This is a genomic window from uncultured Mucilaginibacter sp., from assembly GCF_913773635.1.
In the GTDB taxonomy this organism is placed as follows: Bacteria; Bacteroidota; Bacteroidia; order Sphingobacteriales; family Sphingobacteriaceae; genus Mucilaginibacter.
Genome location: NZ_CAJYGQ010000012.1, coordinates 1 through 23077, shown reverse-complemented (window position 1 = coordinate 23077; position 23077 = coordinate 1). Strand labels below are relative to the sequence as shown.

Sequence of the window (23077 nt, the reverse complement as noted above, 5' to 3'; positions counted from 1 at the left end):
CTTTTCTTTAATAAAAAAGTTAATATCCACTATCTGGCAGCCGTAAAAGCTTTGCCATTAATAACCACATTTTTTAAAGCAATATTTTTGCAGGTGGTGTCTGATAAATTTACAGTTGCCACAGCCAGCGTTACATTGGTAAGCTGTATAGGATGAATGGTGGTTTTGGCGGTACCTTTTACCTCACCCAAAGTTGCGCAATCACCTTTTACATTTTTAATACTAATGTTTTTTATAAGTGATGAAGGTGGCTGCTGACCTTTTAAATCAAAATACTGTGTCCACGGTGATACCTTTAAAAGCTGCGATTTGCCCGACATGGTTATATCACTTAAACTTATATTTTCATACTGTTGCGGCGTGTCGGGCCGTAGTTTAAGCCTTAAAACATTTACTCCCCTGGCAATGCAACGCTCAATAATAACGTTGCGCACAATAGTGGCCTCACTGCCACAGGTAACCACGCCGCCTCCAGCTTCAAATACACAATCGGCTATACGGATACGCTCAACCGGCGGACTATCCTTATCATTCATAGCAAAGGGCCCTTTTGAACCTTTAAGCGCAATATCATCGTCTCCAACGGCAAAGTAGCATTTGCTTATAAATATATCCTGCGAACTATCAACATCAATACCGTCAGAGCTTGGAGCATGGTCATCAGGCTTTGAACGGTGTGCTGCTTCAAACCGACAATTTTGTACAATCACATTTTTATCCCTGTATAAATGAAGATTCCAAAAGCCGGAGTCTTTGAAGTTTATGCCAGAAATTTTAATGTCATGCGAGTCCTCAATGAACATAAGCCGCGGTCTATCTACATCTAAGTTTGCAGTTCCGGCAACTTTAGTACGTGTATCATAAAACAACTTCCAAAACGGACGACCGCTTCCATTTATCTCACCACCACCACTTATCCGTAGCTGATGAACACCTTTAGCATTTATAAGAGCAGGTCGCCACATTTGCGAGTGACCTTCAATACGGGTCATTTGGCGCGGATAATCATCTATATTAACAGATCCCTTAAGTATGCCGCCCTTTTGTATATCCAAATTCACACCCGGTTTTATAAACAAAGCACCACTCACAAAAGTCCCTTGCGGAATAAGGACAGTGCCGCCGCCATTTGCGCTACAGCTGTCAATTACTTTTTGTATAACAACCGTGTTTACGGTATGGCCATCATCCTTTGCACCGCAGTTTTTTATGTTATAAATCTTATTTTCTGTGAGTGATGGTTTGCCTTTTACTAAAATGGTATGCCTTACGATACTAACAGGTACAAAAGGCAGTGTTAGCATTAAAATGCCTATGAGGTTACTTTTTAAATTCAAAGCTTTAATTTTTTATAGTGCCTTAAAATCGGTTCACATTTAAAAAAGCCGGACGTTTCCCAACGCCCGGCAAACCAACTAAAAATGCAAACGTAGTTTACAAGGTCTTATTTCAACTTTACAATATCATTAAGGTATTTCTCTAAACGGGTATACCCATTTTCATCATTTGATGCGCTTGTGTTAAACTTTTTGTCCCACTTATCGGGTATTCCGTCATTGTTACTATCTGCGAATTTTTCACCCGCGGGCAAGTTGGGCTGACCTCCGGCATCCGCTTCATTCCTAAAGATTTGCCCTTTAGTACCTAAACTTTTGAGGTAGCCAATAAGCCGCTCATCAACTGCATCACGCCGTAGCGATGCACCTACTTCGTTCAACACTTTTTTGTAAGCTGCAGCAGCATTATCAATATTTACGGCAGGTTTGTAGTTTGATGTTTTTAATAAAGTGGGACCCTTTTTTACAAAATCCGAATCAACAAGTAGCCGTCCGTTCAGTTTACCATCTTTGTTGGCATCGAGGTAGTTACCACGCTGGTAAACTCTGTCTGTAGCAGAAAACAAACCCATATATGACTTGCTTGAACTAGGACCCGCTATGAAATAATTATTGATGATATCCTGGGTGTGTACGGCACCTGAATGCCCGCCTACAAAACCGTTTGATCCCCAATTGTATATAACGTTGTTGATGTACTCAATACCTGCTTTTGCTTTTGGGTTACGGCTAGAATTATCAATCCACAAACTATGATGAACAGTGATATTGGTTGGATTTTCAAACAATGCACCAAACCTTTGCGGATCAATAGATTCGCCTATTAAACAATATTGAAGCGTTATGTTGTGGCTGTTTTTAATATGCAAATTATCCCAGCGACCCCAGGCAATACTCACATGATCAAATATTACATCCTTACAATTATCAGCAACCACTGTGCAGGCACCCCGCGGCATGTTTATGCTCCCTCTAAAGCGTATGTATCTTATAATGCTGCTATCGGCAAATGAAACACCGTTACCATACACCACAATGCCCTGCCCGGGGGCAGTTTGGCCCGCAACGGTAATTTTAGGTGATGCTTTGATTTTATCAGTTATCTTTATCACACCCGTTACGTCAAATACGATAGTACGATTTGATTGACTAACGGCATCACGAAACGAGCCTTCGCCAGAATCATTCAAATTTGTAACGTGATATACCTCGCCTCCCCTGCCGCCTGTGGCAAAACGCCCAAACCCTTCTGCCTCAGGAAAAGCCAGTTTTTGAGCACTTGCCTGCAAAAATCCGCCAAACGAAGCAATAGTTATTGCCGAAAAGAGCAACTTATATTTTGATGACACCAATGGTAATATTGACATACAGACAGAGTTATATAATTACTTATTATTTGAAAGGTAAAAACCAGTTAGCGGTATTCATTAAGCGCGACCTTACAGATGCCGCCGCAGGGTTGCCGTCCTTAAGCAACTTGTTGTAAACCTTATCTGCCAGTAATGCAGGGTCATTACGTCGTAGTGCAACACGCATGAGGTCTTGCCAACGGTTACCTTCATAAGCCAGTTCAAGTGCTGCCTCTTCCAGTAGCTTATCTTCCATGCCTACCATATCGTTTTGAAAGGCAACGCTTAAATTAATTGTACCAACACGTGCCCTTATACCCAGGTTACGGTGATATTTACCTCTTATTGTAGGTGCATCGAGTTTGCGGGCATCAAACATATAAGGTTCTGGCAAGTTGGTTATGCGGCGTTTAGTTGCATCCGGTTCGGCAGTGTTATCATAAGCACCTTTAATGCCGGCATTAACCAAGGCCCAGGCAATTTTTGTTTGCCCGTCGCGGTTGGCAGCTTCAGCATACCTTAGGTGTAACGTTGGTGTGCGGTATAAAAACCAGCGTCCGTTATTCTCTAAGGCGTTTACCGGTAAACCTGTGGTTGTACTTAAGTAATTGTACAAAAACTTAACTATTACAGGCTGGCCATTTATAATTTTATACGTATTGTTGGGACCACGTAAGTCAAATGGAGTTCCATCGTTTTGTATCTGGCTGTTCCAGTTGTCAATTGCGGTTTGCGATGGTTTAACCAGATACTGCCCACCGTTATTAGCAAAGAGGTTAATAAACGGATTTTCAGGTGCAAAAGCCTTGTCAAAGACCATTGCCCAAATCCACTCACTCTGAAACTCCCTATCTTGCATTGAGCGAGACAAAAACCCCTGCCAGGCACTTGTGGTAACTGCATCATTATCACTACCACTGTTTAAAGTATAGGTGTTGAAATAGTTGTAGCTATCACTCGGTCCATTAGGAGTTGAGGTTTCAAGCACTTCTTTATATACAGTTGCGGCTTTACGATATTCGTTATTCCATAAATATAAGTCTCCCAGCAAGCATTTTTTGTTTACAAAAAACAGCTTTGAAGGATAACCATCTATCTGTGTTATCATAGTATTGGCAGCGGGATAAGGAAGCTTATATGGTAACGCCTCTAAAAAGGTGATAAGCGTTCTGACCAATGCATCCAGTTTCAAACGCGGGTATTTGCTTTGGTCTTTAACGTCGTTTACATTGGTTAATGCCTCAGTAACGTAAGGCACCTCGCCAAAATGAATCCCCAACTGAAAGTATAACCATGAGCGTAATGCTGCCACATCACTCCACCGTTGATTGTAGTCATTTGCAGTAAGCTTGTTAGTATCATACATCAACTTCAGGTTCTTCATCACATCGTTACAACTCAAGATTACCGAGTAAAACGGTTTCGGATCGGCGAAGCTATTGCCGTCGAGCACATTGTGGGTATTGATTTGCTGTAACTCGGCACCTGCGTTTGGAGTCACGTCCATCAGGTCAGCACGTAGTTCATTAAGCACTTCGTACTGCCGGGCCAAACTCAGCACTTTACCATAAATACCTATCACTGCAGCATCTGCGTCATAGATGTTACGGAACATATTTTTTGCGTCAACCTGGTTTTGAGGTTCTACATCATACATATTACGGCATGAATAAGAACCTGTAAGCATTACAACCAATGCTGCGGCTTTTATATAGGGGGTAAATCTGATTTTCATGTTTTGAGTTTTATAATCCTATACGAATACCTAACTGTGCAGAGCGGAATTGTGGTTCGAGGGCCGTATCAATACCTTGTACCAAAGGACTTCTTCCGGCGCTGAATTCCGGATCATAGCCGAGGTATTTAGTAACGGTAAACAGGTTATCGGCATTTAAATAAATGGTGGCATATTTAAGCAGCTTTGGCTTAATAGGAAGGTTATAATTCACTGCAATGGTGCGTAACCGTACATATGATCCGCTTTCAATAAACCTGTCGCTAAACCGTGCATTACCCATCGGATCTCCGTATGCAGCACGTGGTACGTCGGTAATCTGCCCGTCAAACCTCCACCGGTTTACTACGTTAGCAAACTGATTTGCCGGGGATGAAAGTGATTGTAAAATTGCACGCTGACCATTGTATAGATCATTACCGCTACTGAAGGTAAACAACGCTGTGAGCGACATACTTTTGTAGCTCACCTTACCATTAAAGCTTCCTACAAAATCAGGATTGGGATTACCTATACTCTGGCGGTCATTATCGTCTATAACCTTGTCGTTGTTTACATCAATAAATCGCACATCACCGCCTTTAAACGGCACCAGGCTTCCATCTGTACCTCTTATACTTAAGCCAACTTGGGCGGCTTCATTGTTAGAAGTATAAATTCCGTTGGTTTTATAGCCATAAAACATAGCTGTAGACTGCCCAATACGAGTTATCATGGTGGCGCCAGCATAGTTGGTTATTAAATTATCGGCGGGTAAAGCAGTAATGCGATTGCTGTAAGTTGATACATTAAGTCCAACATCAAGCTTAACGGCATTATTTATAATTCGGCTGTTAAGGCTTAAATCAATACCGTTTGTGCGCATACCGCCGCTGTTGGCAACCACGTACTGCATACCCGCAGCAGTATTCAACGGATCGAGCGTGACCATTTTTGACGTAACGTTATGGTAAGCATCAATGCTGAGATTTAAACGCTCATTAAAAAGAGCCACGTCAAGCCCAACGTTAGCTTTTTTGTTAAGTTCCCATTGTAATTGGGGGTTGGCAATGTTAGCCAATACAAGGCCCTGAGAGCCTAAGAGGTTTTGAGCGCGGTAGTATGAACGGGTATTATAATTACCAATATCATCATTACCGGTAAGCCCATAGCTGGCGCGGAGTTTTAACAGGTCTATAAATTTAGCCGACGCTAAAAACTTTTCTGATGATATTAACCAGCTTGCTGCTACCGATGGTAACACCGCGTATTTATTACCTGCAATACTTAATGCGCCGGGTATATCGCGTCCGAAACGTGATGAGCCATCAGCAGATAAGTTTGCTGATAAAAAGTATTTACTGCGAAAGCTGTAATTCAGCGCGGCATAGGCGTTAAGCCATTTCCATTTACCATAATCTCCGGTTAACCTGCGTAAGTTTGTAACGCCGTTGCCAATACTTACAAAGTCATCAGTTGGTGAATTATAGCCTTGCGCATAGTCCTGCTCGCTCTCGCTATCATGATACCTGAAGCCTGCATTAAAAAGTATGTCATGCTCACCTGTAAAGGTACGTTTGTATGAATACCAGGTATCATTGTAAAATGAGTTATACCGTTGTATTGATGCACCTAAGCGACTGTATGCTATTGCATTACGCAGCGTATCAGGTACTACTCCCATACGAGGTATAAATGTATTCTCGCGCACTTTATCATACACCAGCCCGGTAAGTGAGCTTACGCTGTGATGCTTGTTAAATTGGAAATTGAACTTTACGGAACCGAAAAAACGATAATATTTATTGGTTTGCTGTGCATTCCTGATGAGGGCTACCGGGTTGCTGACGTTGAATATATCAACATCGGCCAGGTTTGGAGACTGTACACCGGTTTCGGAAATTTGATTTACAGACAAGAACGGCGCTTTGATCAGGCCTATCAATGCCGGATTGGCTGTAGTCAGACCCTGATCTTTAAGTATCTGTTCTGAAGATGAAAAAGACAGGTTTGTGTTAGCTGTTAATTTAGGTGTAAGGTTTAAATCGGCATTAAACCTAGTACTGTATCTTTTAAGGTTAGTGCTATCAGTTAAACCATCATTGTTCAAATAACCAACTGATAGTGCATACTTTGCAATATTGTCACCACCCGTTACCTTTAAATAATAATTTTGACTATGGCTGTTGGTAAATACCTTTTTTTGCCAATTGGTATTGTTGTGATACTGATAGTAAGTTGGATTTGCAGGATCATCATTCATATACGGCTGCGCCTGTATCTGAGCATCAGTTTGACCCGCGCTTCGCAGCACATCAGTAAGATATAACCTGTAATCGGTAGTGTTTAGTAGAGGAATTTGCTTCGGTGTAAAGTTCATTCCGCCATAGGCTGCAAAGTCAATACGGGTAGTAAGCTCTTTTGCGTGTGCTGTATTAATGAGTATTACTCCGTTTGCGCCCCTGCTTCCATAATATGAAGCCCCGTCTTTGATAACAGTTATATTATCAATGTCTTTGATATCAATGTTTGACAGCGGGTTGGTCACGTGTCCGTTGATGATTGATCGCCCGTAGCTGTTGGCATCATAAATCATCCCGTCAATAACGTAAAGAGGTTGATTAGTAGCATTCAATGAATTAAAACCGCGTAAAAACACCTCAGCCCCAACTCCAGGCGTTCCTGAACGGCGTATAACGTTCAATCCGGCTACCTGCCCCTGTAAAAAGTTATCCGGAGTTTCTTTATTCCGTGTCCAGCTGCCATCGGTATTTACCGAAGATACTGCATAACTAATTTGTGATTTAGGCGCTTGGCGGAAAGGAAGCGTCACCAGATCATATGCTGATGTAAAGCCGTCTTCATAAAGCGATGCATTGATTACCTTACGACCGTTTACAGCAACGTCTTTATACTGAAACCCCTGCCCCGAAAATTGAAGTACACTGGTTTTCGATGGTACTATAATTTTGAAGTTACCCTTATCATCGGTAATTGCTGCGGCTATATCCTGCACAACCACATTTATGCCCGGAACAGGCTTTTTAGTGGCTGCATCGGTAACCTGACCTGTTACCTCGTAACCGTTCTTAATTTTATTTGCAGACGTAGCCGCTACCCGGGTGCTATCTTTTTGCTGGGCGTTAGCTGCCGTACAAAAACATATACTTCCGCAAATAGCTAATACGTGTATTGGAGTAGAAATGCGCATGTTTATAGGTTATATAATTGCTTCACGAGGTTTAAAAATCAGGGCAGTTGCGGTACCAGTACAAAGTAGTCTACGTTTATAGAGTTTGTAGCATCTACGCCATTGTTGGCTGCAACAACGTATGCAGTTACTCCGCCAAATTGCGCCGGAACGTAATCACCAACAAATACCTGGTTGTAGTTTTTAAGCGGTACATCAGTTTCGGCAAATGCTGTAGATAGTGGATCATTAATGGCAAACCGTTGTTTAAATGCTACCGTTTGAACATCGTTTGGTGCAACCCAGTAAACCTTATAAGGCACTTTGTAAAGCTCTTTAAGATTATAGCGCACATTAAACAGCGGAATTTTGTGATTGAAAATATAAATGTCGTTAAACTGTTGCCCGCTAAGTGGGTTTAGCCTTAAACGATATGCAATGTTGCCGCTTTTATCAGTACGGCTAAAGCCATCGGGCTGTTCGCCTTCGCGCTTAACAGGGCGTATTTTATCACTGAGCTTTACGTTTGCTGCACTCATAATGTATACAGTACCATTACTTGTTGTGCGCGTATCAATAATTGCCGTTTTATCAATTGGTACCGTAACACCATCAGCAGATGTTATTGACGCAGGTAAATCTTGTAAGGCGTAATTACCTTTTATAACAAGGTCTTTAATTACATGAAGCGAACTTAACCGCTCAGTCTCATCATTATTTGCACCTTGTACATAAGGCTTAAGCTTGGCGCGCTCGGCATCAACCGCGGCATCAGTAAGTAAAATAAAGGTATACTCCTGATCCTCGTTGCGTAAATCACCAATCCGGTCAAAAAGCAAATTACGGGTAATAATGCCGGTGCCAGGCTGATAAATTGGCTTGCTTGTAACCGGATCTAAACCAATTTGTACGGCTTTTGCCGAATCAATTGCCTGATAATCGAGTGTATTGATGTAGTTTTTTTGTTTGTAAGCTGTGCTGTTAACGTATTCCCAAACATTTTGCCGGGGAAGAACAAGTTTGTTGATGGTATGCAATACGCCGTTGCTTACATACTTATTAGCCGATGTTATGCCTGCATCTTCAAATTGTGTTGTGCTGAACTTAATGTATTTACCGTTTAAAGTTTTTATACGCAAAACCGGGTTTGGAGTATTAGTATAGTAACTCAGGTTTACTATATGATTACCTACAAACTGTTTTAAACGTTCGGCATCATTCAATGTACCAGCGTCAAGCGCTTGCAGTGTTTGATTATCGGGTGCCCAAACTGTGTACATTTTTGAGCCTTCAAGCACCTTATCAAAGCCTGTTTTAATCAGCAGTTCGTTAAAGCGGCTCAAGGTCGGAGTTTCCTTTATGAGCTGAGCAAGTGTTTGCCCCAAAGCCGCGTTGTTCACTTTGGTTTCGTCGGCGTATTTGTTGCAGCCAAGCAAGGCTGCAACTACGCAAACTAAAAGCAGAATTCTGTTATATTTTACCGTCATGATAAATTTGTCCGAAGGTTTATTGTGGTTTTTGAATTACTGAGCCATCCGGGTTAAATTTCGGATACAGCTGATCCATGTTTTCGGGTATGAAATGAATCATATCAATTTGTACATCGCCCGAACCATCGGCCACGGCTTGAAGCCTTAAATTGTGCCTGTCTGTTTTCTGCACATCAATGGTACCTGCCAATAAGCCGTAGCTGTCTCTGTAATACTCAATGGTTTGTGCCGGGTTGTTATAGTAAGGTACGCTAGGCCCACCAAAAACTATCTTTTTGCCCAATGCTTCCAACGACTCAGGTGAAGTACCTGCAGGATACGTCCAGCGGTTACCTACCAGTACCTGTGCCGGTAAACTCTCAGTAAGGTTGAGCACACGTGATAAGGGCTCGCCATTGAACAGAACTGATACACCTTTACCCCCACCACGGCGAATGAAGCAAACCCACACTTTGTAACGGCCTTTTACTAATAGCGGAGTTTTGAATTCAACAAAACTGTTTGCTGTAGCTGCCGTACGTAAAGCTGCAATAAATAAATAATCGTTATTATACACATAAAACTGACGAGCCTCTGGAGCCACACGATAGCTCACAGAACCGGTTTGCCATTTTATGTCTTGTAAATCGCCGGTAACATAATTAGGGCTTGACTTATTAGTAACCCGGTATATTCCTGTCAGTCTTTTAAATTCAGGCTGGTCGGTTACTTCCCAATAAACCGGTATAGGGAAACGCACTTTGATTGCATAATGCGCAGCCATATCATGCAATACGCCATTGGCTGTAGTGTTATCACTTGCCACACGGTTTATAAGTGCTCCCGGCTCATATTTGCCATCAAAAGTGTCATCGTTCACCAATATTTGCTGGTTTACAAGCTTTGTGGTAATTACATCAAGCGGCGCCAACGTTACGTGCGATGATGCATTGAAAATATCTGGTAAATATTTTAATCCGGGCAAAATATGGTAAGCCATAAACAGGTGAAGGCTATCAATCACTGATTTAGGATCACCTGTTTTTGAAAAGCGACTTTTTAAGGCACTGTAAGAACTATAACCCGCGGCTGCAAACACAGCATTTGATTGCGCCAGCACCGTTTGAAAACGTTTGTTGGTATCAGGAGCATTAACAGGCAGTACATTCAGGCTGTCATAAAAGCCGGTTTCCTTTAACGCCTGGGTAAATATGCTGTAGTTTGGATTTTGCTCTATTGCCTGGGCCAATGTTAACCTGGATGGTTTCAAAACCCTATCAATAACATGCACAATTCCATTACCGGCACGTATGTTTCCTTTTACCAATGTTGCCTGCCGGTTAATGGTAAGCGTTGTTACACCATTTATATTTTGTGCGCCGGTTAATATTGATTGGCCATACATTGTATTAGTACGCAACTTACCATCGGTAAACTTATCGGTAGTGATAGTATCCCTTATTAAATGGAAACGTACCAGGTCTTTCAACTCTTCCACGCCCAATTGATCTACCGATGTTTTACCTGATTCGGTAAGATATTTAGCAAAAGCCTCATTGGTAGGCGCAAATAAGGTATAGGTACCATATCCGCCTAATGAGTTGTCGCTACCGGTTATCTGCAACACTTTCGATAAGGTTGAGAATTGATTAGGATCTTGCTGCAGGTATTCGGTAATGTTAACATCGCCGGTTGTGGTTTCGGTAAACTCTTCGCGTTTACAGCCACTTAGCATAACGGCCAGCAGTACTACTACCGTTACCGATGCAAGCCATTTGTATGAGTTTAATATTTTCATAAACACTTATTTAAATGGTACTTATTGATAGAATGGGTTTTGAACCAGTGCTTTATTGGTTTGCAGTTCGTACAAGAAAATTGGAAAGTAGTGACTGCGTTTGTCTCTGAGTTTAACTATGGCCGCTTGCTGATATTCATCTGCTGCTGTTGTTGGTACAACATTCAGTATCAAATCAAGCCTTTCGTAATTGTTGCGGCGGGCATTGCGTAATAAATCATACCAGCGTTTGCCTTCAAATGCAAACTCGCGAGCCCTTTCGGCTAGTAAATAGTCAGTTACTCCGTTACGATCGGTTGGATCAACTACCATTGCTGAGCTTGGTAGAGCATTAGCACGCGTACGAATAACCTCGATAGCATTTAAAGCAGCCTGTCCATTACCTTGCTGATTAAGCGCTTCGGCCTTCATCAGCAATACATCAGGATAACGGTATACAAACCAGTGTGCAAATGAAGCCGCCGCCGTACGTGATGAATTGGCATTTATACCCTGATACTTATAAATAGTACCATCGTTAAATTTCAATGATGCATCGTTCCCGCGTATATCAATGTTGGTAATGTCAAAAAAGTCTTGTGTGTAAACCTCGGCTGCTACCTTTAATGCCGCTCTGAAACGTTTGAAATTGATAAACATGTTGTAGAACGGGTTAAGCTTGTTTTGATTAAACTGCAATTCAAAAAGGCTTTCATTTGAGTTGCCCTGAAAATATACGGTTGAATACCAGTTGTTATCACCTGGCACAAGGGTGAATTGGTTAGAATTGATGATGTAATCACAAGCTTTAACACAATCGTCATACTTATCAAGCCATAAGTAAACATCGGCCAAAATTGCGTTTACCGTGTAGCGGGTTATGCGGCCTTTGTCGTCATTACGGTTACCGTATGATGTTGCTACAAATTGCTCGGCCTGCTTTAAGTCGGCAATTATCTGATCAAAGACCTGCTGCTGTGTACTTTTAGGAATTTCGAGGTTGTCATCATCACTACTGGTTGACTTAAGCTTTAACGGCACATCACCAAAACTGCGGGCTAAGTAGAAGTACAACAAGCCACGTAAGGCCATTGCTTCACCTAAATATCCGTTAAGGGTTGCCTGGGTAAGGGTGTTATCATATTTAAGCACCTCAGGACCAAAGTCAAGCACAGTATTACAGTTGTTTATTGCTTTATAAATTATAGACCAATCAGCAATAGTATTGGTTGATGATATGTTAACGTTTATTACGTTAAGCTCAGCGTTACGTACACCTACCCCTGCTGCAAGCATGTCGCCTCTTAGTTCGCCCCACAAAAAAAGGTTTTCAACCAAAGGGTCGGCCAGCATACCCGCATAGCAACCATTAACAGCTGCCTTAAGCTGTTCTTTGGTTTTCCAAAAGTTTTGCCTTATAATACCATCCTGCGGCTCAAGTGAAAGATATTTGTTACACGATGTTGAGCTGAGTGTAACAAGAAGCAGCAGTACAGTATAGAATTTGATTTTTATATTCATATCAATACTCATTCAAGATTGTTAAAAGCCAAGTACCAAGCCCATTACCAGGTTGCGTGTAGGCGGCGTCATTGAGTTATCTGTTGCTACCCTGAACGGATCGCTTCCTCTTACAGAAACTTCAGGATCCTGACCGGTATATTTGGTGAACGTTAAAAGGTTTTCAGCAGTAAAATATACGCTGGCACTGCGCACTCCAACTTTGGTTAGCATTCGCTTGGTGAAGTTGTACCTGGCCGTAACCGAACGCAGCCGTATAAATGAACCATTCTCTACGTACCTGTCTGATCCTAACCAATTGTACCCGTCATTATAAAGTGCACGCGGAACGTCGGTAACGTCTCCCTCATTACGCCATCTCTTTAATACCTCTGTACTTTGATTATTGAAGCCGTACATATTGCTGGTTTGCATACGCGTACCATTTACCAACTGATAACCGTACCTGAAAGCAAAGAAGGCGTTAAGCTTAAGATTACCGTTTATGGTAATGGTTGGACCAAAACCACCGGTAAATTTGGGGTTACCGTTACCCAGGTAAACCACGTCTTTATAATCAATGTTACCATCATGGTTGATGTCTTCATACATGGCGTCGCCTGGTTTAAATACATAATCAGTTGCCGGATAATTAAAGCGCATTTGAAGTGGCACACCGTCTAACCCAACAATAGGTTGCCCTTTTGCATTAGTTGCAACAGTTGCTGCCTGATCCTGATAAACTCCTTTGTAACGAAAGCCATAAAATGAACCGAATGGGTTATTGATTTGCAAAATTGTTTTATAGCTGCCGTTAGTGGTAATATCACCTTTAGTACTTGGGTAATAAGGAGATATGCTACGAATGATATTAGTGTTGTTAGCTATATTGAAGTTCATTTCAACCATTAGCTTTTTGCTTCTTACAGCAACGGTATTAAGATTTATTTCCCATCCCTGGTTGTCCATGGTACCAACGTTCATGTTGATTTTGCTGAAACCTGATATGCCGGGCAATTGCAGGTCGTTAAAAAACAGGTCGGTGGTGCGGTTGCGGTAAAGGTCAATATCAACGTTGATACGGCTCTTTAACATTGAAAAGGTCAAGCCCACGTTTTGGCCGGTCACGGTTTCCCAGCGCAGGTTACGTAGTTCGATATTTTGCGAATACACTGCCGATGAACCTAAGTAGTCGTAAGCGTAATTGCCGTAAGTGTTAAAGAATGTGTAGTTATTTCTAGGTTCGTTGCCACTCTTGCCATAGCTGGCGCGTAAGCTTAAATCATCAAAAAAGGTAAGCTTACGCATAAATGGTTCGCCCGAAATTCTCCACCGGGTAGAGATTGATGGAAATAAACCCCAGCGGTGTGCAGGACCAAACTTTGAATTACCATCGGTACGCAGCGCAAAATTGACAATGTAGCGGTCCAATAGGCCATATTGAGCATTGATCAATGCAGCTACGCTACGTGTTTGCCCTAGTGATGATCTTAAGTTAAGCACCCGTGTATCAACCGACGGATCTTGCAAGAATACAGAGCCTGAGTTGGACGATTCGCTTTGCAGTACGGTTGCTTTACTGTCATTAGTGATGAATGAAACAAGGCCCGTGAAGTTGTGCTTTTCGTTTAATTTAGGAGTATAAATAAAGTTAGTTTTGGTTTGAATACTAAACTGATCAACGTCGCCGTCAAACGCGCGGTTAACGTTTAAGTCGCTTACTGGTAACCCGGTTGCTATTTGTGGTAAAAAGCTGCGGTTTTTAGTGTTGTTGATATCAAATTGAACATCGGCAGTTGCGCGGAACAAATTTGGAACAATATCATATTGCAAGGTAAAGTGCGGTACAATGCGCTCCCCTACAACGTTGTTTATACCTGATGAAAGTAAAGCTACAGGGTTAAAGGTGCCCGGGTAACTTCCTTGTATGTTTTGCAACGGCGATAGATAATTACCGGTATTGTTACCAAGGCTGTTGATTTCATAAATGCTCATATTGGGCATTTTTTGGTAAGCTATGCTACGGGCATCATCATTGTAAACCTTATCAGTATTTGAGTGGGTGTAAGACACATCCGTACGGAACTTAATACGATCAGATACGTTATAATCTAAGTTTATACGTGTAGTAACCCTGTTTAGGGCGGTACCTAAAGTTGTTCCGCGCTGGTTAAGGTAACTTACTGACGAAAAGTAACGTGCCTTCTCGCCACCACCCGATAACGACAAGTTATGATCATGCATAATACCTGTGCGGGTTATGGCTCCTATCCAATCGGTATTATTGCTGTAATTATTGTAGTAATACCGGTCGCTCGGATCGTATAAAAATTCTTTCACTGTTTGGGTATTCAATGGAGTACCCGTGCGATTCATTACCTCTTCAGGAATTAGCTGAGAGTATTGATCACCTGTTAGCATAGGTATTGCATTGGGTTGTCTTGACGCCGTAGCACGCATTGTGTACGTAACCTGAGGAGAGCCAACACGCCCGCGTTTGGTATTGATAATCAGCACACCGTTTGCAGCCCTTGAACCCCAAACCGCGGTTGCGGCAGCATCTTTAAGTACAGATATATCCTGAATATCAGCCGGTGCAATGTTTAACAAAGATGCATAACCTTGCTCATCGGCAGTGCCGAAATTAAAGTCGGTTGGTATACTGGTATCGTAAGGCATACCGTCCAACACAATAAGCGGATTGGTTGATCCGTTGATGGTTGACGTACCACGTATACGTATTTGCATTCCTGCACCCGGATCGCCCGAATTGGCAGCTATATCAACCCCTGGAAGGCGACCCTGAATAGCCTGATCAATGGAAGAAGCTGATAACTCTTCGATGTCTTTTGCACTTACTTTTGCTACGGCTGTGGTTGAGTTGCGTGTATCAATTTGCAGTAATCCGTTGCTTGACGTTTTATTTGCCGTAACGGTAACATCGCTTAGCGTGTTTGAACTTTGTTCTAATGATATATTTAGTGTACTGCGGTCATTTATATCCATCGTAATGGTTTTGTAGCCTATTAACGATATAGATATTTTGTTTTGACGGCTTTTAACCCTCAGTGCATAATTACCATCAATATCAGTTGATACGCCGCCAACAATACGCTTCTCTTTATCAACTTCAACCACCGTTACGCCCACCAGCGGTGCTTTATCTTTTCTGTCGGTTACTTTACCGCGTACGGTGGCAACAGGTGCAACCGTGGTTTGGGCTTTAACCACATTTACAAACACTGCGGGCCACAGTATAAGACAACAGAAAAAAAGGTGAGTAAATATTTTTTTCATTAACTAAGGTTATTAATGGTTTGGTAAGTTGCCGGGAGGTTAAAACCGGCAACCATCAATTGCAATTGGTTATAATTTGATTATGGTGTAGTTTAATTTGCGTTAAACTTCAAAAAAGTGTCGAGCAAATGAATCACCGTGCGGTTAGATAAGTTATTGCTGCTGGCTGCTACTACATTTGCAGTTCCACCCATCATATCTTTTACCTGCATGTTGTTAACGCCAACATTGGTAACCGCTACCGTAGTGCTGGTACCGTTAGCTCGCTGCAGTAAGGTTAGAAAGCCTCCCTCCTTTTTACCATCAGGTACAACGGTTGCCTTTTGAATAATGTGGTACCTTATAAAGTTTGCCACCTTATCGCGTCCTATCTGGTCGGTAGGCGAAGTTGTTGCAGGTAAGTATCCTTGTGCTATAGCAGCTTCAATGGCAGTGTTTGTTGGCGCAAGTACTGTGTAAAATGAGCCTGCGGTAACACCTAAAATTTCACCGTTTGACGTATTGTAAATAGTTGATGCCTTAACATAATCAACAAACTTTTTATATGGAGAATTTGCCTGGGCTGCTAATGCCTCAAGATGTTTGCCTACTGACAGGCTTGGCTCAGAAAGCAGGCCGTCTATGTAATAAACCGTACCGTTTTCAGTTTTACGAGAGCTGGTGGCATTCAAAACAATACCTGCATCCCGGTTTCCGGCAGAATATACTGTGTTATTACTATAACGGATATACTCACCATCATAAGTCTCCAAGATACCGTTACCTGCAATGCTTGTAACATCAGCCCGCACAACCTGGGTATTAATGATACGGTTAAGCTTATCAAGTGCCGATGAACCTGACAATGCAGTTCCACCACCAGGTGGCGTATATCTCCAGGTATTTGCATCCAGGTCATAATTAAAACCAAGGGCCCGCAGCTTTTCGTCTGACGTTAAAAACAGTGTATACTTTAAACTGGTGTTAATTATGTTGGCCTTTAATGCCAGTGTTAAGGCACGGGTCATTAAAGAATAATTAGGGTTTAGATAAGCGCGACCAAATACTGTACTAAATACGTTTGCATTTTGCACCTTACTTGTACCATAAAAAACACCATTACTTAAAAGCTTTTTGTCAACAACATCGGCAGCGGGGTTAAACAAAGCACCTTGCCCCTGTCCGTTAGTAGTGCTTGCGAACTTGCTTGGCCACACGGTAGTTGAAAACATATGGGCATTTAAGAAATCATACATAATTTCTTTTGGCAAGGCGTCAAGCGAAGGGTAGTATTCGAGTAATACGTTGTTAATATAATCGTTAAGTGCAGTGTTGGTTGGCGCGAACATCGAATAGCCTTCCATTTGCCCATCATTATCATCCAGCTTCAGGTAGTTTTCGTTATTTGGAGAGTAGGCTAGTCCTGCATCATATAGCTTAACGTAAATGTCTTTTTGTATACCTGTATTCTCAAGGTTTTTGGCGGTAGCTTCAGGACTTACAATGTAAGATACCATGTACTTGTCAAACAATGATTTAAACAGGCTATACTGCGTGTTACCGTTTAAGTACTGATCAATGCTTGGTAATGGCATCAGCACACGGTTAATTTCATGTATTACACCGTTTTCGGCAATTATATTGCTGCTTACCACTTGTGCGTCGCCAACGCTAAAGCCATTGTAAGGATTTTGTGCATTAAAGTAATTATAGTCGGCCGGTGTAAGATTCTTAGGCGTTAAAAATCTGTCGAGTATGTATGGAACATACTTATTATTGTTGTCGCTTACGGTAAAATAAGTGGTTCCGCCCCTGTTGTTACGGTTTGAATTAACGAAGGTTATGTCCTTGCCGTTGTAGTTAGTAGTTTGCGGTGCATCATAATAAGCGGTACGACGTTTAAAAGCCATATTAGGCACCCAACCAGTAAGCGCCTGGTAATCGGGAAGCCTGTCGGTTTTAAAAGCGTTAAACACTAATGCATATCGTACAATCTTTTCTGCTGTAGAGGCGTCTATATCAGCAGCACTGTTCAGGTTCTTATCTTTTAAAAACTGGCTAAAAGCTGCATCATTTGCAGCAAACATTGTCCAGAAGCCTGCTTTGCTTAAAATATCTTTGTAACCTGCCTTATCAATACAAATAAGCAAACTCTTGAAGTTTCCGCGCTTTTCCAATTGCTGATATATCGGATCGGCCAGGTTTGCCGGGCGTTCGTAACGCTCGTTAAACTCCTTCTTTGTACATGAGTTGAGTACAAACAGCGCCAAAAAAATCAATAACAAACTAGGTAAAATTCTCCTCATATAAAATGCATAGTATTACACCTCCGCCCTTTACTGGCAGCTGGTCTTTTTTGAATTGTTACTTGAAAACTGGTTCGATGCTGATGCCGGTATAAAAATCTAAGGACAGGATGCTTTAAGTTTATCGAAAAAAATAAAACGCTATTCCTTAATAATTGCCGGGCACCGGCGGTTTATAATTGTACAGCAAACCTAATATGAAAGCACAAATGAAGTTTTTAAAATTTGACAAATAGTTTTTAAAATTTGTTAAATCGCGTTTTTTGATACCATTTGAATGGTTTTCAAAAAAATTATTTTTCTTGAGGTTGTGCTGCTTTCAGGGATTTCAAATACTGAGAAGGTGTTTGACCGTACTTATCTTTGAAACACGTACTGAAATACCCTGAACTGTTAAAACCAATTTGATAGGAGATTTCGGACATGGTAAACTCACCGGAATCAATTAATTGTTTAGCGCGCTTAAGGCGCATTTCCTTTACAAATTCAACCGGAGCTAACCCCGTTAAACTCTTAAGCTTTTTATAAAAAGTTGTACGACCTAGTCCAACAGCGCCGGCTACGTCGTCAATGTTAAAATCACAATCACTCATTCCCTGCTCAACCGTTTCAACCACCAGTTTCAATAGTTCTTCATCCTTTGAAGTGATCAAAATTTCGCCAGGGGACAGTTGTACTAAATTCTTACTGTTTAAAAGATTGGCAAACATCTGCTTCCGTTGCCTTATCAAACTTTCAACCAATACAAATACATACTCCGTATTAAACGGCTTGGTAACATAAAAATCAGCTCCATACCGCATTCCCTCAATTTGGTGTTCCACTGACGACCGGGCAGTTAACAATATAACTGGTATATGGCTGGTTAACAATTCATTTTTCAGTGCATCAAGCATTGCAATTCCGTCCATGTTAGGCATCATTACATCGCTTATAATTAAATCGGGGTTTAAGCTCTTTGCTCTTTCCAGTCCTTCAACGCCATCGGCTGCCGCTTCAACACGATAATATTCACTAAGCTGATCGTGTAGGAATCTTCTTAACTCTGTATTGTCTTCTACAATTAAAACTAATGACTTGTCCAAATCACCGTCATTTTTATTAACTGTAGGTGGAAAATTTTGAGCAGGTTCAACGCTTACTACTTGGCTGGTATCAATAGGCTTATACTCGCTTATGCTTACATTTTGCAAATTTGATTTTAACTTAACAGTAAAGGTCATTCCACCGTTAGGGTTGTTTGCTGCAGTAATTTTTCCTTGATGAGCGTTGATCAACTCCTTTGAGAATGCAAGACCGATACCCGTTCCCTTAACATTCGCGCTACTGTTTGAGCCTTCATAGTATAACTCAAAAATTTCGTTCAGCTTATCGTCAGGTACACCTATACCTTCATCAATAATTTCAATTGATACAAAACCGTCATTAGCCTGAGTATCTATTACAACCGATATGCTTCGGCCCGGAGGTGTGTATTTAAAAGCGTTAGCTAATACGTTGTATATAACAATATCCACCTTCTCATCATCTATAGGCAGCAAATAAACAGGCGTATCAGTATGTATATTAAAGTTTATATCCTTTTCAGTCGCTACATCATTGAAATATGAGGCCGTATTTTTTACAAGCTGAACGATGTCAATTTGCGATAATTTTAAGACAGCCTTTCCCTCTTGCAATTTTCTAAAATCAAGTAATTGATTGATGAAACGCACCATCCTATCGGCATTTTTGTTTACCAGGTTGATATGCTCACGTCCCTTGGCCGATAGGGTTTCATCCTTGGCAATTTGCTTGAGCGGATTAATAATTAATGTTAAAGGCGTACGTAATTCGTGTGAAATATTGGTAAAGAATCCCACCTTCATAGCCGAAATCTTTTTCTCAACGGCAATACGATGGCGTAACCTGATCATCGTAAATATAACCCGCCTTGCAACCTCAAGCACTATGCACAGTAAAAGCAAATAAATTAGGTAAGCCCACCATGTTTGCCACCATGGCGGAAGGATGGTGATCTCTATACTTTTCTCGGGCTTATTTTTAAATAGATAATTGCTTATCGTAGCCACAACAAACCTATACTTCCCCGGAGGAACGTTGGTATAGGTTGCCTGCCTGGCATCTTTAACATAATTCCATTGTTTATCAAAGCCTTCTAATTTATAAGCGTACCAAACTTTATTAGCAATCTTATAATTAAGAGCGACGTAATCTATTGTAAACAAGTTCTGATCATATTTCAAAACAATTTTTTGAGATTGATCTACAGCATTTGTTAAAATTGAATCAGCGCTTCCGGGTACTATGCTCTTGTTCGCAACCTTGAATCCGGTAAACGCGATAGCAGCATTTTGTCGGTTATTTCCAATTTGTTGGGGATTGAAATCAACGAATCCGTTTAGGCAACCTAAGTACAATCGCCCACCCTTGCCTTTTATAAACGCCGATTCAGAAAATTGCGTTTGGGGTAGTCCGTCATCATTATTATAGTTTTTGAAGGTTTGATTTACCGGATCGAACTCCGACAAGCCATTTTCCGTAGCAATCCATAAATGCTGCCTATTGTCGGCCGCTATACTTAATACGATATCATTAGGCAAACCATCAGCAGTTGTGTATACTTGAAATTTGATTTTTTTATTTAAATCAAAGTCAGTTAATGCCTTTTGCAACCCACCACCAAATGTACCAAGCCACATGTTGCCGCTTGCATCGCGTAAAATGTATTGTACATCATTAGCACCTAACGAGGTTTCGTCTCCACGCACTTTGGTATACCTGTGAAAATTAAATCTTTCAACGCCTTGCGAAGGATCAAAAATTACCAAACCGTTAGTACTGGCAACCCAAATGTTTCCTTTTAAATCTTCCTGAAGATGCCTTACGCCGTTAGCACGGGCTTGTGCGTAATTGCTAAATGAATTATTTTGGTTTTTAAATACAGTATTGCTTCCTTTACGCACCAATAGGTTTAAGCCACCGGCAAATGTACCAACCCAAATTCTACCTCGCTTGTCTTCCAAAACCGTATACACCAAATTGCTGCTGATGCTATTCTTGTCCTGCGGATCATTAATATGCCTTGTTACTCTATACTTTGATGGATCGTTTGCGAGTGGAACCGCCTCAATAAGGCCACTTCCTTTTGTACCTATCCAAATGGTACGATTCCTACCTTCAACTATGCAGTATACTCTGTTTAAATCACGTGGATTAAGGTTGATAAACGGATTGGCCTGCTTAACTCCGTTTATATAAGTGAGTATCTCACCGGCTTTTGTGCCTACCCATAAAACACCGTTATGATCTTCGCAAAGTGAACGTACTTCATTAACGGTTTTTGCATCAGCATCCCTATCAATCAATTGGTGATTAAATGTTGCCGGATGCAATATAATTTTATTGATTCCCCTGTCGTAGCCACTAAACCAAACGATACCGGTAGGGTCGGTATATAAAGCAGTTACGACATTTGAAAATTGCTGCTCGGCAGTACCTGGCTTATCATGAAAATATTTAAACTCATCAGCAGAACGGTCATAATAACCAAACCCTCCACCCGCCATGCACGACCATAATATGCCATATGCATCTTCAAACACCTGATAAGTTGTATGTATCACCTGCGTTTCGGCATCCTTTTTTTGAATAAAATGCTTGTAAGTCTTATTTGAGGGATTAAATTTGATGATACCTCCACCTGGCTCGAGCCACAGTAAACCATACTTATCAAGATAAATTTTACGCAGTGTGCCATACTCTCTAATAAATACCTGCTTTTTACCAGACTTAAGATCATATTGAATTAGTCCTTTACCTGTTGTAGTAAGATAAAGCTTATTACCCTCAAGCTCCAAAGCATTAATACATGCACCATCAGCGGCATTAATTTGATGGAAACTTTTACTGGATAAGTCATAACAAAATACCACACCTTGCCGCGTACCAAAGTAAATCTTACTAGCTTGTTGCTTAAAGCAGGTAAAATTAAAACCACTTCCTAATACTTTATCCGTTCGGTCAAATGTTAAATTAACCAACTTTTTTCCGTCCTTGCGTAATGCAGTAATGCCTTTTGATGTGCCAAACCATAGGTTAAGATTTGAATCTTCGTATAAGAAATTAATTTCGTTGCCGGCAAGTTGGGCGGAGCCATTAGCAAATTGATTGAACGCCTTAATTGTTACGCGTTCACCAGATTGCCTGGAAACGCATAGTGCACCTTGCTTTTGACTAAGCAGCCAGACGTCGCCATCGTTTGTAGGAATGATGCGGTCAACAAGAACATCTTTAACATAAGGTAAGGCACTTTTACCTTGTATGGCTAAAAACCCTTCCTTCTTCTTATCAAACCGATAGATTTTGTTATCAAAAGTTTTCACCCACAAATAGTGAGCTTTGTCTTCCACAACTATCCTTATTTTATTATTCTCCAGGTTGGAACTGTCACCTGCCCTGCCTTTATAAGTAACAAAATTGTACCCATCAAAACGGTTAATCCCATCCCATGTACCAAACCACATAAAGCCTTCAGTATCTTTTAAAATACAGGTAACTCTATCATGAGATAAGCCGTCTGTGGTGGTATAGTGTTTTAAATTATATTTAGGTTGAGCGCCTACACTGAACACTGCTAAGGATAATTTAAGCAGCAGCATAACTACAGCATAAGATTTAAATCTTTGGCTCATAAATCAGGAAGAGTGAACAGTTTGAAGTAATTGGTTTGCAAGTAAATATCGTAATAAATATTTAGCTGTAGAATTATATTATCGCAAGATTAAATATAAGATTGAACTAAAAATAAGAGAAAGACAAAGGTATCGAACGAAGTTTAGAAGCTTCATTTCGATAATTAGTATGTAAGCTGAGATTTAAAGAAATTCCCCACGAGAAAAATACTGGAGGCGAATTAAGTGCAAATTCAAATGATAGACTTAGCACGTTAAAAATATAGGAAAAATGCTGCAGTATTTACACAGTCACCAAGCTAAAATAGAACATTAGAATAACAGCCGTAAAAATTATATTTAAACAAGAAACCCCTGACGTTTTAGCAACGACAGGGGTTTATGAACTTGTAAGGGTTGGCGCCGACCTACTCTCCCACATTTTACTGCAGTACCATCGGCTCTGGCGGGCTTAACTTCTCTGTT

At 41.1% G+C, this 23077-nt stretch carries 10 protein-coding genes; all 10 read right to left on the bottom strand.

Features of this window, described 5'->3' with window-relative positions; genetic code table 11:
• Positions 1–29: 29 nt before the first annotated feature.
• The 10 genes from QZ407_RS14740 to QZ407_RS14695 all read right to left on the bottom strand — a co-directional run bounded on the left by QZ407_RS14740 (position 30) and on the right by QZ407_RS14695 (position 22612).
• Entirely contained in the window at positions 30–1337 is a 1308-nt protein-coding gene (locus QZ407_RS14740; RefSeq protein ID WP_295772410.1) for a glycosyl hydrolase family 28 protein, read from the bottom strand.
• A 107-nt stretch (positions 1338–1444) separates the two neighbouring features.
• A complete protein-coding gene (locus QZ407_RS14735) occupies positions 1445–2704 on the bottom strand; it encodes a hypothetical protein (RefSeq protein ID WP_295772409.1) in 1260 nt (419 codons plus the stop codon).
• A 25-nt stretch (positions 2705–2729) separates the two neighbouring features.
• Positions 2730–4421: a RagB/SusD family nutrient uptake outer membrane protein gene (locus QZ407_RS14730; protein ID WP_295772408.1), complete on the bottom strand. Its 1692-nt coding sequence runs from the start codon at positions 4419–4421 to the stop codon at positions 2730–2732.
• A gap of 10 nt (positions 4422–4431) precedes the next feature.
• Positions 4432–7611: a SusC/RagA family TonB-linked outer membrane protein gene (locus QZ407_RS14725; protein ID WP_295772406.1), complete on the bottom strand. Its 3180-nt coding sequence runs from the start codon at positions 7609–7611 to the stop codon at positions 4432–4434.
• A gap of 38 nt (positions 7612–7649) precedes the next feature.
• Positions 7650–9077, bottom strand: coding sequence for a fasciclin domain-containing protein (locus tag QZ407_RS14720; RefSeq protein WP_295772405.1), 1428 nt, complete (start codon positions 9075–9077; stop codon positions 7650–7652).
• A gap of 19 nt (positions 9078–9096) precedes the next feature.
• Positions 9097–10857 (bottom strand): fasciclin domain-containing protein, encoded by a 1761-nt coding sequence (locus QZ407_RS14715; protein WP_295772404.1) that lies wholly within the window; start codon positions 10855–10857, stop codon positions 9097–9099.
• 21 nt (positions 10858–10878) lie between these two features.
• Entirely contained in the window at positions 10879–12357 is a 1479-nt protein-coding gene (locus QZ407_RS14710; RefSeq protein ID WP_295772402.1) for a RagB/SusD family nutrient uptake outer membrane protein, read from the bottom strand.
• Between the two features lie 21 nt (positions 12358–12378).
• Positions 12379–15633: a SusC/RagA family TonB-linked outer membrane protein gene (locus QZ407_RS14705; RefSeq protein ID WP_295772401.1), complete on the bottom strand. Its 3255-nt coding sequence runs from the start codon at positions 15631–15633 to the stop codon at positions 12379–12381.
• A gap of 92 nt (positions 15634–15725) precedes the next feature.
• Positions 15726–17918: a fasciclin domain-containing protein gene (locus tag QZ407_RS14700; protein WP_295772399.1), complete on the bottom strand. Its 2193-nt coding sequence runs from the start codon at positions 17916–17918 to the stop codon at positions 15726–15728.
• A 293-nt stretch (positions 17919–18211) separates the two neighbouring features.
• Entirely contained in the window at positions 18212–22612 is a 4401-nt protein-coding gene (locus tag QZ407_RS14695) for a two-component regulator propeller domain-containing protein (RefSeq protein WP_295772397.1), read from the bottom strand.
• Positions 22613–23077 lie beyond the last annotated feature (465 nt).

Excerpts from the sequence above, each read along its gene's own strand:
- QZ407_RS14735 (WP_295772409.1), bottom strand. The coding sequence starts at position 2,704 with ATGTCAATATTACCATTGGTGTCATCAAAATATAAGTTGCTCTTTTCG.
- QZ407_RS14730 (WP_295772408.1), bottom strand. The coding sequence starts at position 4,421 with ATGAAAATCAGATTTACCCCCTATATAAAAGCCGCAGCATTGGTTGTA.
- QZ407_RS14725 (WP_295772406.1), bottom strand. The coding sequence starts at position 7,611 with ATGCGCATTTCTACTCCAATACACGTATTAGCTATTTGCGGAAGTATA.
- QZ407_RS14720 (WP_295772405.1), bottom strand. The coding sequence starts at position 9,077 with ATGACGGTAAAATATAACAGAATTCTGCTTTTAGTTTGCGTAGTTGCA.
- QZ407_RS14715 (WP_295772404.1), bottom strand. The coding sequence starts at position 10,857 with ATGAAAATATTAAACTCATACAAATGGCTTGCATCGGTAACGGTAGTA.
- QZ407_RS14710 (WP_295772402.1), bottom strand. The coding sequence starts at position 12,357 with ATGAATATAAAAATCAAATTCTATACTGTACTGCTGCTTCTTGTTACA.
- QZ407_RS14705 (WP_295772401.1), bottom strand. The coding sequence starts at position 15,633 with ATGAAAAAAATATTTACTCACCTTTTTTTCTGTTGTCTTATACTGTGG.
- QZ407_RS14700 (WP_295772399.1), bottom strand. The coding sequence starts at position 17,918 with ATGAGGAGAATTTTACCTAGTTTGTTATTGATTTTTTTGGCGCTGTTT.
- QZ407_RS14695 (WP_295772397.1), bottom strand. The coding sequence starts at position 22,612 with ATGAGCCAAAGATTTAAATCTTATGCTGTAGTTATGCTGCTGCTTAAA.